This is a genomic window from Sphingomonas yantingensis (assembly GCF_014199325.1).
Lineage (GTDB): Bacteria > Pseudomonadota > Alphaproteobacteria > Sphingomonadales > Sphingomonadaceae > Sphingomonas > Sphingomonas yantingensis.
Genome location: NZ_JACIJJ010000003.1, coordinates 1 through 15,907, shown reverse-complemented (window position 1 = coordinate 15,907; position 15,907 = coordinate 1). Strand labels below are relative to the sequence as shown.

At 68.0% G+C, this 15,907-nt stretch carries 15 protein-coding genes, 1 tRNA gene and 1 pseudogene; 12 read left to right on the top strand and 5 right to left on the bottom strand.

What is annotated here, in order from left to right:
* Window positions 1–17: 17 nt before the first annotated feature.
* Together FHR19_RS09910 and pdhA are read right to left on the bottom strand one after the other, a co-directional pair.
* Window positions 18–1,451 carry a pyruvate dehydrogenase complex E1 component subunit beta gene (locus FHR19_RS09910; RefSeq protein ID WP_184027741.1) on the bottom strand — a complete coding sequence of 478 codons (1,434 nt, stop codon included), beginning with the start codon at window positions 1,449–1,451 and terminating at the stop codon, window positions 18–20.
* 1 nt (window position 1,452) lies between these two features.
* Entirely contained in the window at window positions 1,453–2,502 is a 1,050-nt protein-coding gene (gene pdhA, locus FHR19_RS09905; RefSeq protein ID WP_184027738.1) for a pyruvate dehydrogenase (acetyl-transferring) E1 component subunit alpha, read from the bottom strand.
* Window positions 2,503–2,648: 146 nt separating this feature from the next.
* Between pdhA and argJ the strand changes: the two genes are divergently transcribed.
* Window positions 2,649–3,872, top strand: a complete 1,224-nt coding sequence (gene argJ, locus FHR19_RS09900; protein WP_184027736.1) for a bifunctional glutamate N-acetyltransferase/amino-acid acetyltransferase ArgJ — start codon at window positions 2,649–2,651, stop codon at window positions 3,870–3,872.
* An 87-nt stretch (window positions 3,873–3,959) separates the two neighbouring features.
* Here the strand turns inward: argJ and FHR19_RS09895 are convergent, their stop codons facing one another.
* Window positions 3,960–4,391, bottom strand: a complete 432-nt coding sequence (locus FHR19_RS09895) for a response regulator (protein WP_184027734.1) — start codon at window positions 4,389–4,391, stop codon at window positions 3,960–3,962.
* Window positions 4,392–4,522: 131 nt separating this feature from the next.
* Between FHR19_RS09895 and FHR19_RS09890 the strand changes: the two genes are divergently transcribed.
* From FHR19_RS09890 to FHR19_RS09880, 3 genes are all read left to right on the top strand, one after another.
* Complete coding sequence (locus FHR19_RS09890) at window positions 4,523–5,953, top strand: pseudouridine synthase (protein ID WP_343053230.1); 1,431 nt, start codon at window positions 4,523–4,525, stop codon at window positions 5,951–5,953.
* Window positions 5,953–6,492: a 16S rRNA (guanine(966)-N(2))-methyltransferase RsmD gene (rsmD, locus tag FHR19_RS09885; RefSeq protein ID WP_184027730.1), complete on the top strand. Its 540-nt coding sequence runs from the start codon at window positions 5,953–5,955 to the stop codon at window positions 6,490–6,492. Before FHR19_RS09890 ends, rsmD begins: the two co-directional genes overlap by 1 nt.
* 67 nt (window positions 6,493–6,559) lie before the next feature.
* Window positions 6,560–6,787 (top strand): hypothetical protein, encoded by a 228-nt coding sequence (locus FHR19_RS09880; protein WP_184027727.1) that lies wholly within the window; start codon window positions 6,560–6,562, stop codon window positions 6,785–6,787.
* On the opposite strand, the gene FHR19_RS09875 is transcribed toward FHR19_RS09880, so the two are convergent.
* Window positions 6,742–8,394 (bottom strand): inorganic phosphate transporter, encoded by a 1,653-nt coding sequence (locus FHR19_RS09875; RefSeq protein ID WP_184027725.1) that lies wholly within the window; start codon window positions 8,392–8,394, stop codon window positions 6,742–6,744. The two genes, FHR19_RS09880 and FHR19_RS09875, sit on opposite strands and share 46 nt — an antisense overlap.
* A 177-nt stretch (window positions 8,395–8,571) precedes the next feature.
* On the opposite strand from FHR19_RS09875, the gene FHR19_RS09870 reads away from it, so the two are divergent.
* The 7 genes from FHR19_RS09870 to FHR19_RS09840 all read left to right on the top strand — a co-directional run bounded on the left by FHR19_RS09870 (window position 8,572) and on the right by FHR19_RS09840 (window position 14,573).
* A complete protein-coding gene (locus FHR19_RS09870) occupies window positions 8,572–9,468 on the top strand; it encodes a PAS domain-containing protein (protein ID WP_184027723.1) in 897 nt (298 codons plus the stop codon).
* A 102-nt stretch (window positions 9,469–9,570) separates the two neighbouring features.
* Entirely contained in the window at window positions 9,571–10,236 is a 666-nt protein-coding gene (locus FHR19_RS09865; protein WP_184027721.1) for a DUF6975 family protein, read from the top strand.
* Window positions 10,237–10,305: 69 nt separating this feature from the next.
* Window positions 10,306–11,148, top strand: a complete 843-nt coding sequence (locus FHR19_RS09860; protein WP_184027719.1) for an AAA family ATPase — start codon at window positions 10,306–10,308, stop codon at window positions 11,146–11,148.
* Window positions 11,149–11,271: 123 nt separating this feature from the next.
* On the top strand, window positions 11,272–11,829 hold the full coding sequence (locus FHR19_RS09855) for a CHAP domain-containing protein (RefSeq protein ID WP_184027717.1): 558 nt from the start codon (window positions 11,272–11,274) through the stop codon (window positions 11,827–11,829).
* An 88-nt stretch (window positions 11,830–11,917) separates the two neighbouring features.
* On the top strand, window positions 11,918–13,252 hold the full coding sequence (locus FHR19_RS09850) for a glycosyltransferase family 39 protein (protein ID WP_184027714.1): 1,335 nt from the start codon (window positions 11,918–11,920) through the stop codon (window positions 13,250–13,252).
* Between the two features lie 20 nt (window positions 13,253–13,272).
* Window positions 13,273–14,448 carry a vWA domain-containing protein gene (locus FHR19_RS09845; RefSeq protein WP_184027711.1) on the top strand — a complete coding sequence of 392 codons (1,176 nt, stop codon included), beginning with the start codon at window positions 13,273–13,275 and terminating at the stop codon, window positions 14,446–14,448.
* Between the two features lie 51 nt (window positions 14,449–14,499).
* Window positions 14,500–14,573, top strand: a tRNA-Cys gene (locus FHR19_RS09840).
* Window positions 14,574–14,654: 81 nt separating this feature from the next.
* Here the strand turns inward: FHR19_RS09840 and FHR19_RS09835 are convergent.
* Window positions 14,655–15,076 (bottom strand): annotated as a pseudogene (locus tag FHR19_RS09835) (IS5 family transposase); the annotation flags it as partial.
* Window positions 15,077–15,206: 130 nt separating this feature from the next.
* On the opposite strand from FHR19_RS09835, the gene FHR19_RS09830 reads away from it, so the two are divergent.
* The gene (locus FHR19_RS09830) at window positions 15,207–15,779 is read left to right on the top strand and encodes an MFS transporter (RefSeq protein ID WP_184027708.1); all 573 of its coding nucleotides are present in this window, start codon (window positions 15,207–15,209) and stop codon (window positions 15,777–15,779) included.
* Window positions 15,780–15,907 lie beyond the last annotated feature (128 nt).

Here is a 15,907-nt window from a genome sequence, read left to right as displayed (position 1 = left end):
GGATGACGAAGGGCTGGTTAGCCCTTGTAGGTCACCTTCTTCACCGCCTCGATCACCTTGGCGGCGTCGACCAGCGCCAGCTTTTCGAGATTGGCGGCGTAGGGAAGCGGCACGTCCTCGTTGGTGACGCGCAGGACCGGCGCATCGAGGTCGTCGAAGCCCTGCTCCATCGCCACCGCGACGATCTCGCTCGCGATCGAGCAGGTCGGCCAGCCTTCCTCGACCACCACCATGCGGTTGGTCTTCTTCAGGCTCTTGAGCACGGTCGCGGTGTCGAGCGGACGCAGCGTGCGCAGGTCGATCACCTCGGCGTCGATGCCCTCGCCCGCCAGCTTCTCGGCGGCTTCCAGGCTGACGCCCACGCCGATCGAATAGCTGACGATCGTCACGTCCTTGCCCGGCCGCATCACCCGCGCCTTGCCGATCGGCAGGACGAAGTCGTCGAGCTTCGGGACGTCGAAGCTGCGGCCGTACATCAGTTCGTTCTCGAGGAAGACGACGGGGTCCTCGCTCCGGATCGCGGCCTTGAGCAGGCCCTTGGCATCGGCCGCGTCATAGGGCGCGATGACGATCAGGCCGGGGACACTGGCGTACCAGGGTCCATAGTTCTGGCTGTGCTGCGCGCCGACGCGGCTCGCCGCGCCGTTGGGGCCGCGGAACACGATCGGGCAGCGCATCTGACCGCCCGACATGTAGTTGGTCTTGGCCGCCGAATTGATGATGTGGTCGATCGCCTGCATGGCGAAGTTGAACGTCATGAACTCGACGATCGGGCGAAGGCCGCCCATCGCCGCGCCCGTACCGATGCCGGCAAAGCCATATTCGGTGATCGGCGTGTCGATCACGCGCTTGGACCCGAACTCGTCGAGCAGGCCCTGCGTCACCTTGTACGCGCCCTGATACTCCGCGACTTCCTCGCCCATCACGAACACACGGTCGTCGGAGCGCATTTCCTCGGCCATGGCGTCGCGCAGCGCTTCGCGCACGGTCTGCTTAACCATCTCGGTCCCCTCGGGAACCTCGGGCGCGGCATCGCCCTCGTTCGAGGCGGCCTCGAACAGCTGGCGAGTGCCGGTGTCGACCTTTTCCTGCGACGGGTGGGCCGAATCCTCGACCTTGTCGTCCTTCTTCGCGTCCGCGCTCGCCTCGGGCGCAGGCGTATCGTCCTTGGCAGCGGCGGCCGGCGCCTCGACGCTGCCGGCATCCTCACCCTCTTCGGCGAGGAGCGCAATGACGGTGCCGACCTTCACGTTGTCGGTGCCCTCGGCGACGGCGATCTTCGCGATCGTGCCCTCGTCGACGGCCTCGAACTCCATCGTCGCCTTGTCGGTCTCGATCTCGGCGAGGATGTCGCCGGATTTCACGGTGTCGCCTTCCTTCACCAGCCACTTGGCCAGCGTGCCCTCTTCCATCGTGGGCGACAGTGCCGGCATCTTCAGTTCGATCGCCATCTCAATAGGTCTCCACCAGCACTTCGGTGTACAGCTCGCCCGTCTCGGGCTCGGGTGCGTTCTCGGCGAAGTCGGCGGCTTCGCCGACCACCTTGCGGATTTCCTGCTCCAGCGGCTTGAGCTCGGCCTCGGTCACGCCGAGCGCTTCGAGCTCGCGCTTCACCGCCTCGATCGGGTCGGACTTGTCGCGGACGGCCTGCACCTCGTCGCGGCTGCGATATTTGGCGGGGTCGGACATCGAGTGGCCGCGATAGCGATAGGTCTTCATCTCGAGGATGATCGGCCCCTTGCCGCCGCGCACCCAGGCCAGTGCCTCCTCAGCCGCGCCGCGGCAGGCGAGCACGTCCATGCCGTCGACCTGGATGCCCGGGATACGGAAGCTCTCGCCGCGCTTGTAAAGCTGATCCTCGGACGAGGCGCGGTTGACCGACGTGCCCATGGCGTACTGGTTGTTCTCGATCACGAAGATGATCGGCAGCTTCCAGAGCTCGGCCATGTTGAACGCTTCGTACACCTGACCCTGATTCGCGGCGCCGTCGCCGAAATAGGCCATGCAGACGCCGCCATCGTCGGCGTACTTGTGCTTGAAGGCGAGGCCGGCGCCCAGCGACACCTGCGCGCCGACGATGCCGTGGCCGCCATAGAATTTATGCTCGGTCGAGAACATGTGCATCGACCCGCCCTTGCCCTTGCTGATGCCGGCCGCGCGGCCGGTCAGCTCGGCCATGATGACCTTGGGATCGATGCCATAGGCGAGCATGTGGCCATGGTCGCGATAGCCGGTGATGACCGAATCCTTGCCGACCTCGAGCGCCGACTGGAGTCCGACCGCGACCGCTTCCTGACCGATATAGAGGTGACAGAAGCCGCCGATCAGGCCGAGGCCATAGAGCTGGCCCGCCTTTTCCTCGAACCGGCGGATCAGCAGCATCTGCTTGTAGAAGTCGAGCAGTTCCTCTTTCGAGGCTTCGTAACGCTGGGGCTCGGCGGGCCGCTCACGATTGGGGATCTGGGGGTCGCTCTGGGCGGCGCGCGCCGGTGACTTGGCCACGATGATGAAACCTCGTTCCTTGGGGAGCTACACGGTTGGCCGGCCTATAGGCGCGAACCTTCGATCGGTGCAACGCCGTAGCGGCATCGGGGGTCCGGGAATACGTCTGCTTGCGTGCGCGCGGGTGCGTTCGTAGGGCGTTGGGCATGAACCGCTCCCCCCTCGCCCCCGCCGCCTTTCCTGACCTGCCCGCGATCGCCGGCGTCTCGCTGCGCACCGCGCGTGCGGGGTACAAGGCGTGGGAGCGCGCCGACCTGACGCTCGCGATCCTCGATGATGGCACCAGCGTCGCGGGCGTGACGACGAAGAGCCGCTGCCCCTCGCCCGAGGTAGAGTGGTGCCGCAGGGCCCTCGTGCTGGGCCGCGCGCGCGCGCTGGTGGTCAATGCGGGGAACGCCAACGCCTTTACCGGCAATCGCGGGCGGGCGGCGGTGGAGGCGATCGCGGCGCGAGTGGCGGGGGCGCTGGCGTGCCAGCCCTCCGACGTGTTCGTCGCCTCGACCGGGGTGATCGGCGTGCCCCTGCCGATCGACAAGGCGGAGGCGGGGCTCGACGCCGCACTCGCCGCGCCGGTGGTCGCATGGGAGGGTGCCGCGAACGCCATCGCCACCACGGATACCTTCGCGAAAGGTGCGTCGGCGACCGCGATCGTCGACGGGCGCACGGTGACGATCAGCGGCATCGTCAAGGGGTCCGGCATGATCGCGCCGGATATGGCGACGATGCTCGGCTTCATCTTCACGGACGCCGCGGTCGAGCCGGGCTTTCTTCAGAAGGCGCTGGAGGATGCGAACGAGACGACCTTTTCCTGCATCACTGTCGATGGCGACACCTCGACCAGCGACACGGTGCTCGCCTTTGCGACGGGCCATGCGGGCAACCGGCCGCTCGGGCGCGAGGACGATGCCGGCGCCGACGCCTTCCGCGCGGCACTCGCCGATGTCTGCCGCCAGCTCGCGCACCTCGTGGTGCGCGACGGCGAGGGTGCGTCGAAGTTCATCCGCATCGACGTGGACGGTGCCGAAAGCGACCGCAGCGCCCACCGCATTGCGATGAGCATCGCCAACTCGCCGCTGGTCAAGACCGCGATCGCGGGCGAGGACGCCAATTGGGGCCGCGTCGTCATGGCGGTCGGCAAGGCGGGCGAGCCGGCCGAGCGCGACAAGCTCTCCATCGCGTTCGGCGGGATCGAGGTCGCGCGCGACGGCTTGGTGGTCGAGGGGTATGACGAGGCGCCGGTCGCCGCGCACCTGATGGGCGACGAGATCGAGATTTCGGTCGACCTGAAGCTCGGCGACGGCCGCGCGACGGTCTGGACCTGCGACCTGACGCATGGCTACATCGCCATCAACGCCGATTATCGGAGTTAAGTTGTGCTCCCGCGAAAGCGGGAGCCTAGAGCCGCGGGCGCTGCCGTAGGCGGCGCTGGACTCCCGCTTTCGCGGGAGTACGGGGCGCTACGCCGCTTGCGCGAACAGGCTAAAGCTTTGCGGCAGCTTCTTCGGCGCCTTGCCCGCGAGCGTCTTCTCGATCGCGTCGATCGCGGTGAGGAGGTCTCGCTGCGGATAGGGCTTGGCGAGGCAACCCGCCGCCAGCGACCGCGCCTCGCCCGGGCAGTTGCCCGTCACGAACAGGACGAGCGCGCCGCGACCCCGCGCCAGTTCGGCGACGGTGACACCGCTGCCGTCGGCCAGTTCGACATCGACGAGCACGAGGTCGATCTCGCCCTCGCCCGACAGAATCAACGTCGCGTCGGCGACGCGATCGAGCGTGGCGACGACTTCGAACCCCGATTCGCTGAGAAAATACTCGGTGTCGAACGCGACCAGCGGCTCGTCCTCGACGATGAGGATGCGCGTGATCCGCCGCTTCTTGCGTCCGAACAACATGGCCTGACTGGTTATCCCTCACGCGACTCGGCCCCATGGACCATGGCGTGCACAACATCCTACGCGAGACAGACGATCCCGGCGCACGAATTTTTTGCCGCCGGGCCTCGCTTGCACTATCAGCCGCCCCCGTGTCCAAGCCCACAGAACAGCATCGCATCGCAAAATTGCTCGCCCGTGCCGGAATTGCGTCGCGGCGAGAGATCGAGCGGATGATCGAGGATCGCCGCATCGCCATCGACGGCGTGCCGATCGAGACCCCCGCCACCCTCCTCGAAAACCTGCGCGGCGTCACGGTCGACGGACAGCCAGTCGCCGCTCCCGCGCCCGCCCGCCTGTTCCGCTTCCACAAGCCCGCGGGCGTGCTGACCGCCGAGCGCGATTTCACCGGCCGCAAGACGATCTACGACATCCTGCCCCACGACATGCCGCGCGTGGTCCCGGTCGGCCGCCTCGACCTCAATACCGAGGGGCTGCTGCTGCTCACCACCGACGGCGAGCTGAAGCGCGCGCTCGAATTGCCGGCGACCAAGGTCAAGCGCACCTATCGTGCTCGTGCGTTCGGCGAAGTCAGCCAGGCGCAGCTCGAGGATCTGATCGAGGGCGTGGAGATCGAGGGCGTCCGCTACGGCTCGATCGACGCCAATCTGGAGCGGCGGACGGGCGCGAATGTCTGGGTCGAGATGACGCTGACCGAGGGCAAGAACCGCGAGGTCCGCCGCGTGCTGGAGCATCTGGGCCTTCGCGTCAGCCGCCTGATCCGCACCAGCTACGGCCCGATCCCGCTGGCCGACATGCCGATCGGCGCGGTGGACGAGGTGCGCCAGCACGACCTGATCCAGTTCCGCCGCGAGTTGAAGCTGCCCGCCGAAAAGCGCAGCGACACGCCGCTCGCCACGCGCGCCCGCCCGGTGAAGGTCGAGCGCGAGGAAGCGGCACCGGCCGAGCGCAGCCCGCGCCGCGCGCCGGCCGCCGCCCGCCCCGCCGCCCCGCGCAAGCGCGAGCAGCCGGAGCTTCTCGAAACCGACCGCCGCCGCCTGCCCGGTCGCGACGCCGCCGCCGGTCGGTCGGCCCCCGCGGGTCGGGGCGCGCCGCGAAGCCGTCCGCTGCGGGAGGATGCGCCGGCTGACGCTGCGCCCATCCGCAACCAGCGCGGCAAGCCGCGGCGCACCAGCGACAGCAAGTTCGGCAACCCCGCGCCCCGCGCCGAGCGTCCGCGCAATCCGTCGGAGCGGACAGCCCGTCCCGCCGACACGGATCGCAGCGCCGGCACGCTGCGCCCGCGCGCCGAAGGCGATCGGGCTGCGGGTCCCCGCACTGGCTGGGCAAAGCCGCAGCGCAACGACCGGCCCGGTAAGCCGCGCAACGCCGCGTCGCCAGCCCCGCGCGACGATCGCGAGCGGCCGGCTCGGGGCGATCGACCTGAAGCGCGACGGAGCGGCACAACTCGTTCGCCTCGCACCGACGGCGATCGCTCATCCAACCCCCGCCCGCCGCGCGGTGACGGACCGCCTCGCCGCCCCGGCGGGAAGCCGGGCGGCCCGCGAAAGGGTCCCCGCTGATGCGTATCATCGCCGGCACCGATCGCGGCCGCCCGCTGATCGCGCCCAAGGGTGACGCCACCCGCCCCACCGCCGACCGCGTGCGAGAGGCGCTGTTCTCGATGCTGCTCAGCCGCGTCGGCAGCTTCGAGGGGCTGGCGGTCGCCGACCTTTTCGCCGGCTCCGGCGCGCTGGGGCTGGAAGCGCTGTCGCGCGGCGCCGAAAGCTGCGTCTTCGTGGAGCAGGATCGGGGCGCCCTCGACGCGCTCAAGGCCAATGGCGTGAAGCTGGGGCGCAAGCTCGACGTCCGCGCGCAGTCGGTGCTGGCGCTGGGGCCGGTGCAGCAACCACTCGACATCGTGATGATGGACCCGCCCTACGGCACCGGGGCGGGATCGGTTGCACTGGAGCGACTGACCCGGCTCGGCTGGATCGGGCCGGCGACCTGGGTCAGCATCGAGACGGCGAAGGACGAGGCGGTCGAGGTCAAGGGCTTCGCCATCGACGCGTGGCGCGTCCACGGAAAGGCACGGCTCACGCTGCTTCGCGCCGAAAGCTGACTGGCGTTCAGCCAAGGGTCACCAAGCGCCCGATAGCTCGCTCTTCGAACAGCGAAGGGAGAGAGAAATGCGCGATAACCGCCGCCGCTCCGGCCGCCTGGCGCTTGCCGTCGCCGCCGCGACGTTTGCAGGGGCCCTCACCGCCTGGGCCGAACCCTCGGCCCACAATCTCGACAATGTCGAGCGCGAGATCGCTGCGGTCGTCAGCAATGTCCGGAACGACAGCGCGCCCGCGCTCGCCGCAATCGATCAGGCGTTGCCGAAGAGCCTGACGATCGTCAGCAAGAGCCAGTAGAGCCCGCCCGACAGCGCCATCGCCACGGGCAGCGTCAGGCACCAGGCGAGTGCCATGTTGCGGATCGTCCGCGCCTGAAGCCCCTGCCCGTTGGCGACCGCGGCACCCGCGACGCCCGACGACAGGATATGCGTCGTGGACACGGGAAGGCCGAAGCGATCGGCGGCCAGGATCGTGCACGCCGCCACCAGCTCGGCCGAGGCGCCCATGCCATAGGTCAGGTGCTGCTTGCCGATCTTCTCACCAACGGTGACGACGATCCGCCGCCAGCCGACCATCGTGCCGAGACCCAGCGCCAGCGCCACCGCGATCTTGACCCAGAGCGGAATGTAGCGGGTGCTCTGTTCCAGCTGCTTGCCATACCCCTCGATCGCGGCCTTCTCGGCCGGGGAAAACTGCGCCGCGGTCGCCTTGTCTTTGAGCGCCAGCCTGGTTGAATCGAGGACGAGGTACATGTCGGCGCGCAGGTTGCGCGTGGCGGCGGCGGGCACCTTCGCCAGCGCGCCGTAGCCGCTCACCCGGTCTGCCACGTCGCGCGAGATCGTCGCGATCGCCGCCTGGGCCTCGGGCGTGCCCACTGCGCGCGTCTGAAGCGATCGGGTCAGGATCGCGCGGGCGTTTTCGGGCGGCAGCGGGGCCGAACCGCCCCTTGCCGCAAACACCGTCGCGGCACGCTCGGCCGACTGGATGAACACCGGCGTCGCGCTCTCGGGCATCGTGCGGTTGAGCGCATAGGCGGTGGGCGCACAGCCGATCAGGATCAGCATGATGAGGCCCATCCCCTTCTGCCCGTCGTTCGACCCGTGGCTGAACGAGACCGCGGTGCAGGTGAAGATGAGGAGCGCCCGGATGCCGCCGGGCGGCGGGGCGTCCCCGCGCGGCGCCTCGTACAGCGCCCTGCTGCGCAGCACGCGCTGCATCGCGAACAGAAGCACGAACGCCGCGACGAAGCCGATCACGGGCGCCATCGCCAGGCCGCTCAGGACCTTCTGCGCCTGGCTCCAGTCGACGCCCGCGGTCCCCGAAAGCGAACCCGACGCCATCAGCTGGTTGGCAAGGCCGACGCCCAGCACAGATCCGATCAGCGTGTGGCTCGACGAATTGGGCAGTCCCACATACCAGGTGGCGAGGTTCCAGAGCACCGCCGCGATCAGCAGCGCGAAGATCATCGCATAGCCCGCCGCCGAGCCGACATTGATGATGAGCTCGACCGGCAGGAGCGTGATGATCGCATAGGCGACGGCTCCCGACGACAGCATCACGCCGAGGAAATTGAAGAAGCCCGACCAGACGACCGCGAAATGCGCGGGCAGCGAATTGGTGTAGATCACCGTCGCGACTGCGTTGGCGGTGTCGTGAAAACCGTTCACGAACTCGAACCCGAGCGCGATCACCAGCGCGAGCGCGAGGAAGGCGAATACGCTGACTGCCAGCGTCTCGCCGACCTGCTGCGTGTCGATCACGACGCTCGCACAGGCAAAGGCGAAACCGCCTGCGATCAGCAGCAGGAACAACAGCCGCGCGAGCGGGTGGTGACGGCGATCCAGATCAGGGCCGCTCGCGGCGGGACTGAGCGGGTCTTCGGACGCGAGGGCGGCGGTAGCCATGGGTTCGCCCTGTGCGCTGTTGATGACCGATTTATGACATGGATCATGCCGCCCGATGCGATCGCAGGACGGTGAAGTCGGTCCACAACGGAGCCGTTGTGCCCCACTGCCGAAACAGTGCATCCGTTTCGGTCCGGCGTTGTTCCGTATTCGTACCATTTCGCGCATCATCGGACCATGAGCGATCCAGCCGAATTTACCCCTGGTACCGAGGCGTGCGTCACCGCGTCCGAACTCGTCCGCCAGTTCGGGCTGTGGCAGGAGCGCGCGCTCCAGCAGCCTGTCTTCGTCCTGCGCCGCGGCAGGCCGAGCCTTGTTCTCACCTCGCTCGATCTGATGCGCCGGCTCTGCGCGCCGCACAGCGCCGCGCCCGACACCGCGCTGTCGACGCTGCTGATGGATGCGATGCGCGAGAGCGTGCTGGTCGTCGACGGGGCGGGCCGTCTGGGCGAGATCAACCGGGCGGCGCGCGTCGCCTTCGGCGGCGGCGGCGCGGCGGCGGGACTGCCGCTTTCGCGCTTGTTCGGCGAATCGGTCGCCGGCTTCCTTCAGGATCTTGCCGACCGGTCGCGGCGGGTGGGCGCGCCTGAGCTGGCGGAAATCGCGCTCCGGGATCGGCGGTACAGCATCGTCATCGTCCCGTTCGGAGACGGCGCGCTGATCGTCGCCGACGATGTGAGCGTCGACGACGAGGGTGAGGAAGCCGCGCTTCGGCTGAGCGCGATGGGTGCGGCGTTCGACGCGCTGCCGGGGATCGGATGGGCGCGGATCAATTTGCGCGGCTATATCGGTGCGGTCGGCGCGTCCCTTGCTGCACTGACCGGGATCGAGCGCACGACGCTGCTGGCGGTCCGTTTCGTTACGCTGATCGACGCGGGCGACCGCGCCGCAGTGGCGCAGACGATCGACGAGGTAATCGGCGACGGGGCGGCGCGACAGCTCCCGGCCCGGCTTCAGCGGCGGGACGGCGGCTCGATCGCGGTCGACCTGTCCCTCGCCGCGGTCCGCGGGCGCAGCGGGGTGGAGCAGGTGACCATCGCGCTGGCAACGGTCCACGCTCCCCACAAATCGTAAACGCGCGATCAACCAGGTCTTTACGCCTCTCGGTATAGGTCGTCGGGGTACGCCTGCGTACCGCCAATGGTGGTTGGGTTCGGTCAGGCAAAAGGGGTGTCGATGTCGGCGGAGACGATTCGGGCGATCGAGACGCGCGGTACCGCGGGCGTCGTCGCTGCACTGGTCGCCGCCGATGGCAGCGCGGCGCACCCGCACTGGCGCGCGCTCGTCGCGCCGGCCGCGCCGATGCGCGACGTCGCCGACGCGCTTCACATCATCTGTATGCTGCACGGCCGGCATCCGGGCGTCCACGACCACGCGCTGTCGCACGGCCAGCCCGACGCGGTGATCCCGTGGCTCGAGGACGCCGCCGCCGCGTTCGCGGTCGAGCGTGAGCGGATCGCCGCGCTCGTTTCCGCGGTCGGCCCGCTGCCCAGCACGCCCGGACAGGCCGAGAGCGAGGCCGCCGTCTCCGGCCAACGCCACGCGCTCGACACGCTCGTGCAGTCGGACCGCGTAGGCTGCGCCATCGGTGCCGCCGCCGCGCTGGTGATGGACTGGGGCGCGATCCGGCGGCTGCTCGACCGGGCGGGCGATCGCCTGGGGCTGGACCGCCAGCCGACGCTGCTGCCCGACCCCATCTCCACCGCGATCGCCATCGACAGCATCATGAGCGGCCCGGCGGCCGAACGTGCCGCGCTGTTCGGCGCGCAGCAGTTTCTCGCCCAGCAGCGCGGGCTATGGGACCTGCTCGAGGCCCGCGCGAGCGCCCGCAACGCGAGCTGAACGCGACGAACGCGCTTGCCGCCCGCGGCGCGCGGCCATAACCGGTCCATCGATAAGGAAAGGACCGCCATGCGTTTCGAGGGCACAAGCGACTATGTCGCCACCGACGACCTGAAGGTCGCGGTCAACGCCGCGGTGAAGCTGCGCCGCCCGCTGCTCGTCAAGGGCGAGCCGGGCACGGGCAAGACCGTGCTCGCGCACGAGATCGCCCGCGCGGTCGGCGCACCGCTGATTGAATGGCACGTCAAATCGACGACCAAGGCGCAGCAGGGCCTGTACGAATACGACGCGGTCGCGCGGCTTCGCGACGGCCAGCTCGGCGATCCGCGCGTCCATGAAATCGGCAACTACATCCGCCGCGGCAAATTGTGGGACGCGTTCACCAGCCCCGAGCTCCCCGTTCTGTTGATCGACGAGATCGACAAGGCGGATATCGAATTTCCCAACGACCTGCTCCAGGAGCTCGATCGGATGAGCTTCGACGTCTACGAGACGGGCGAGCGGGTGACCGCGGCCGAGCGGCCGATCGTCGTCATCACGTCGAACAACGAGAAGGAGCTGCCCGACGCGTTCCTACGCCGCTGCTTCTTCCACTATATCCGCTTTCCGGACCGTGAGACGATGCAGTCGATCCTCGACGTGCATTTTCCGGGCATCCAGAAGATCCTCGTCAACCGCGCGCTCGACATCTTCTACGAGCTTCGCGAGGTGCCAGGGCTCAAGAAGAAGCCGTCGACCAGCGAACTGATCGACTGGCTGAAGCTGCTGCTCGCTGAGGACATGCCGCTCGATGTTCTGCAATCGCGCGACAGCCGCAGCGCGATCCCGCCGCTGGCCGGGGCGCTCATCAAGAACGAGGCCGATGTGATGCTGTTCGAACGCCTCGCGTTCATGGCGCGCCGCGGGGGCTGAGCGGAACCGGACTGATCATCCGAATTATCACATTGCTTACCGAGGTTTAACCAAGCCGGGCAACCCTATGGCGAGGACCGCTTGTATAGAGTGCACGCGGTCCGAGACAGGGGTCGGTAAGCGATGCGTATCCTGACGTTCGTGGTTTGCGTGCTGGCGGCGATGTTGGCCGCCGTGCAGGCCAAGGCGAACATCATCGAGCAATATAATGGCCAGTGCGTGCCCTTTGCGCGCGCCGTGTCCGGCATTAAGATCTGGGGCGATGCCTGGACCTGGTGGGATCAGGCCAGGGGTAAGTACGAACGCGGCCACGCGCCCCGCGTCGGCGCGGTGCTCGTCTTTGCGCAGACCGGCCAGCTTCGCCTCGGCCACGTCGCCGTGGTCAGCCGCATCGTCGAGGATCGCGTGGTGATGCTGACGCACGCCAACTGGTCGCGATTCGCCGGCGAACGGGGCAGGGCCGAGCAGGACGTCACGCTGTTCGACGTTTCCGAGCGCGGCGACTGGAGCCGAGTGCGCGTCTGGTATCGCGACAATGGTGGGCTGGGCGGCAGCACCTATCCTACCTACGGCTTCATCTACCCCGCCGGTGGCGACGCGCCGCCCGCGCGCGCGCTGCCTGAACTGAGCAGCGCGGCGCCTGATTATGTCGGATCGTTGATCGACGCGTACGCGCGTTGAGCAACCCACCTCGTCACCCCGGACTTGATCCGGGGGTGATGTGGAACACTTACGGCGGCTTAACCACCGCGCGCTACAGGTCAGGGCGATGGCCCTCTCCCGCTCGACTCGGATTTCGATCATCGCGGCGACGCTGGTTGCGCTGTCCGTGCGCGTCGCCGCGGCCCGCGGCGGGCTGTGGTTGGACGAGGCCTGGTCCGCCGTGTTCGCGCGCGACGCGAGCACGGCGATCGGCGTGCTCAGGATCGGGCACGACAACAATCATATCCTCAATAGCTGGTGGCTTCAGATTGTCGGCTGGGGCGCGCCGCCGATCGCAATGCGGGCGGTGTCGATCGCGTGCGGGACCGCGGCCGTGCCCGTCGCGGCCGCGGTCGCCGGGCGGACGGGGCCACGCGCGGCGATGCTTGGCGCATGGCTGTTCGCGCTGTCGCCCGTGCTCGTCACCTATGGATCCGAAGCGCGCGGCTACGCGCCGATGCTGCTCGCACTGCTCATCGCCATCCTGTTGATCGGCCGCAGTATCGATGCGCCGGACAAGCCGAAGCCGGCGATCGGTATTGCGCTTGCCCTCATAGTGGGCACGCTGGCGCAGCTGACGATGCTATTCGCGGTGCCCGCGCTCATCGGGTGGACACTGTGGGCGTACCGGGGCGAACGGCCTGTGGCGTCAACGATTCGGCTGCTCGGTCCGGGCGTCGTGCTGTCGGGCGGCGCGGCCGCGGCCGTCCTTGCGGGCGGCCTTGCGATCGGCAGTTATACGCCCTTTTCGGTGAGCGCCTGGGCGGACGGCCTCGGCGAACTCGCGCGCTATACGCTGGCGATCGGATGGCTGCCGAAGCCGACGCTGCTCGTCCTGACCGTCGCGGGGACCGCGGCGCTGGTGGTGGCGGGCGCGCGCGAACACCGCGCGGCGCTCACGGGGCTGACCGTGCTCGCCTTCCCGATCGCGGTGGCGGTGCTCGGCATCGGCAACAGCGGGCTTGCACGCTACTATCTGATCGCTGCGGCGGTCCTGTTGCTGGCGATCGCGCAAGCGCCGCGGATCGCCGCGTTGCCGCTGTCGATCGTGATCCTGGGCGGCAGCATCCTCGGCGATCTCGATCTCGTCCAGAATCTGCGCGCCGACCCGCGACAGGCGATCGCCGCGATGGCAAGCGCGCGACCGGGTGGCGCGACCTATGCGGTGGAGGCGCCACGTGATTCGGCGGTCATAGACGTGGCCGCCGCACAGGTCGGCTATGCCGCACGCCTTGTCGAGGCACCCTGCCCCGCCGCCGACTTCCTCTTCGTCACCCGCGACGGCGACGCCCCTTCCCCCGACAGCCCGCGCCGCTGCGGCGTCGCCTACACCGCGATTGCGGGTGCGCGAACGACGGGGCTGTCGGGCAATCACTGGCAGCTCTACTTGCGCGCGCGCTGAAGCGTCGCCACACCGGCCCCATGTTCATCGGCTTTGTCGAGGCGCTGCGCGCCGCGGGGGTGCCCGCCAGCCTCAAGGAGCATCTGCTGCTGCTCGAGGCGCTGGATGCCGAGGTGATTGAGCGGACGCCCGAGCAATTCTACTATCTGTCCCGTGCCATCTTCGTGAAGGACGAGGCGCTGATCGACCGCTTCGATCGGGTGTTCGCGCATGTCTTTCGCGGCCTGACCGCCCCCGCGGGCGAGCAGGCGGCGATCCCGGAAGAGTGGCTGCGTGCCGTCGCCGAAAAGTATCTGACGCCCGAGGAGATGGCGAAGATCGAATCGCTCGGCTCCTGGGACGAGATCATGGAGACGCTAAAAAAGCGGCTGGAGGAACAGGAAGGCCGGCATCAGGGCGGCAACAAGTGGATCGGCACCGGCGGCACCAGCCCCTATGGCAATTCGGGCTACAATCCCGAGGGCGTGCGGATCGGCGGCGAATCGAAGCACAAGCGCGCGATCAAGGTCTGGGACAAGCGCGAGTTCGCCAATCTCGACAACACGCGCGAGCTCGGCACCCGCAACATCAAGGTGGCGCTGCGCCGCCTGCGCCGCTTCGCGCGCGAAGGCGCCGCCGACGAGCTCGACCTCGACGCAACGATCGCCGGCACCGCGCGGCAGGGGTGGCTGGACGTCCGGATGCGGCCCGAGCGGCACAACGCGGTCAAGCTGCTCCTATTCCTCGATGTCGGCGGGTCGATGGATCCGTTCGTCCGGCTGGTCGAGGAGCTGTTCTCCGCCGCCACCGCCGAGTTCCGGCACCTGGAATTTTTCTACTTCCACAATTGCGTGTACGAGGGCGTGTGGAAGGACAATCGCCGCCGCCATGCCGAGCGCACGCCGGTGCGCGAGATCATCCACCGCTTCGGCCCCGATTATCGCCTGATCTTCGTCGGCGATGCGTCGATGAGCCCCTACGAGCTGTCGCAGCCCGGCGGGTCGGTCGAGCATTTCAACGAGGAAGCGGGGCTCGTCTGGCTGAAACGGATGACCGATACGTGGGGCGCGGCGGCCTGGCTCAACCCGGTGCCGGAGGCCTATTGGGGCCACACCCAGTCGATCGGCCTCGTCCGCCACGCGATGGCGGATCGCATGTATCCGCTGACCATCGCCGGCCTCGACGCGGCGATGCGCAACTTGGTTCGCAAGCGGTGAGCGTTGACAGCGGGGCCCCGGCGCTTCAATAGCCGCCGCTCACCGCATCGAGGCCCGATGGCGGAGTGGTTACGCAGAGGACTGCAAATCCTTGCACGCCGGTTCGATTCCGGCTCGGGCCTCCATCTGCCTGTCGATTTTCATGCCAAACTGCTCATGTTTGCAAAACGAGCAGCTTTAATGGCCGACGGGTCAGGGCTCGTTGATCACAGCCAAAAGATTACGTGGCAGCGAGGGCAACAGCAGAAAAGAGGACCGCCGGGCAGCGATCGTAGCGTGTGGCGACGCGTCGCCAGTCTTCGAGGCGACCGAACATGACCTTGATGCGGCCGCGACGCCGGTACCAGCGCTTACCTTATCTGACCGGCTCGTTGCGCGATCGTCGGGCCGGGATGCGGGGCTGGATGCCCTTGGCCTGAAGAGCGTCCCTGAACGGGTCGACGTTGTCGCCGCGGTCGATGAGCAGCCACTGCGTTTTTGGCTGATTGTCTAGAAGCGCCGCCGCGCCGGTATAATCGCTGACCTACCCGGCGGCCAGGAAGAAGCTCAATGGGCCGCCATTCGCATCGGCAGCGGCATGAAGCTTGGTGTTCATGCCGCCCTTTGTGCGTCCGATCAGGCGGCCGGCTGGCGCTCGTCGGGGTAGTTGCGGCTCTCGGGCTCGCCTATCGCTATCATGCGCGCAGGGTCGCGGCGCCAATCCTCGCCCTCGCCTCCTTCGTGCAACTACTCTTCATGTCAGCCTCTGGGCGGGGGGCTTGCAGCGGCTGGCAGTCGGTGGTCTGCCGTTTCTCCTCCCGCTAATGCTGCAACAGTCACTGGACATGTCTCCGCTCGATGCTGGAAAGGTGCTGATTGCGTCGGCCACCGGCGGCTTGGCGGCCCGCTTCTTCGTACCCTGGCTGCTCGACAGGCTCGACATCCGCGCAGTGATGGCTGCATGCGCGCTCGGCGCTTCGATTGGCACTGGCGTTTTGGCAGCGGTGGACCGCACCACGCCAGTCTGGCTTATCGCGGCCTGCCTTGCGATCGTCGGTGTCGTCCGCTCAGGATTCTTCATTCCGGCAACAGCAATAGCCTATGTCGATCTCGATCCCCGTGCGATCGGCCAGGCCACGGTGCTCCTGACGATGGCCCAGCAGTTCAGTATCAGCCTGGGTGTTTCGCTGTCCGCCGGGTTACTGCACAATTCTGTCTGCTCAGACGCGTCGCCGCCGGCGGCAAATTTTGCGCTCGCCTTCGCCGGCATCGGATTTGCATCAAGCCTGTCGCTGATCTGGATTACTCGATTGCGTGCCAATATAGGAGAAGCGCTGCGCCAGGCTGATTGACCTCGGTGTAACGAATTTTTTGCGATCATAACTAGGGTCAGGACTCGTTGATTACAGCCAGAAGATGACGGTGGCAGCGAGGGCGACGGCGGAGAAGAACGCGGTGGGGCAGCGGTCGTAGCGGGTGG

What these genes read in the sequence shown, in the direction of transcription:
- argJ (WP_184027736.1), top strand. Translation starts at nt 2,649, where the DNA reads ATGAACCGCTCCCCCCTCGCCCCCGCCGCCTTTCCTGACCTGCCCGCG.
- FHR19_RS09895 (WP_184027734.1), bottom strand. Translation starts at nt 4,391, where the DNA reads ATGTTGTTCGGACGCAAGAAGCGGCGGATCACGCGCATCCTCATCGTC.
- FHR19_RS09860 (WP_184027719.1), top strand. Translation starts at nt 10,306, where the DNA reads ATGCGTTTCGAGGGCACAAGCGACTATGTCGCCACCGACGACCTGAAG.
- rsmD (WP_184027730.1), top strand. Translation starts at nt 5,953, where the DNA reads ATGCGTATCATCGCCGGCACCGATCGCGGCCGCCCGCTGATCGCGCCC.
- FHR19_RS09855 (WP_184027717.1), top strand. Translation starts at nt 11,272, where the DNA reads ATGCGTATCCTGACGTTCGTGGTTTGCGTGCTGGCGGCGATGTTGGCC.
- FHR19_RS09845 (WP_184027711.1), top strand. Translation starts at nt 13,273, where the DNA reads ATGTTCATCGGCTTTGTCGAGGCGCTGCGCGCCGCGGGGGTGCCCGCC.
- FHR19_RS09880 (WP_184027727.1), top strand. Translation starts at nt 6,560, where the DNA reads ATGCGCGATAACCGCCGCCGCTCCGGCCGCCTGGCGCTTGCCGTCGCC.
- FHR19_RS09850 (WP_184027714.1), top strand. Translation starts at nt 11,918, where the DNA reads ATGGCCCTCTCCCGCTCGACTCGGATTTCGATCATCGCGGCGACGCTG.
- FHR19_RS09910 (WP_184027741.1), bottom strand. Translation starts at nt 1,451, where the DNA reads ATGGCGATCGAACTGAAGATGCCGGCACTGTCGCCCACGATGGAAGAG.
- FHR19_RS09870 (WP_184027723.1), top strand. Translation starts at nt 8,572, where the DNA reads ATGAGCGATCCAGCCGAATTTACCCCTGGTACCGAGGCGTGCGTCACC.
- FHR19_RS09865 (WP_184027721.1), top strand. Translation starts at nt 9,571, where the DNA reads ATGTCGGCGGAGACGATTCGGGCGATCGAGACGCGCGGTACCGCGGGC.
- FHR19_RS09875 (WP_184027725.1), bottom strand. Translation starts at nt 8,394, where the DNA reads ATGGCTACCGCCGCCCTCGCGTCCGAAGACCCGCTCAGTCCCGCCGCG.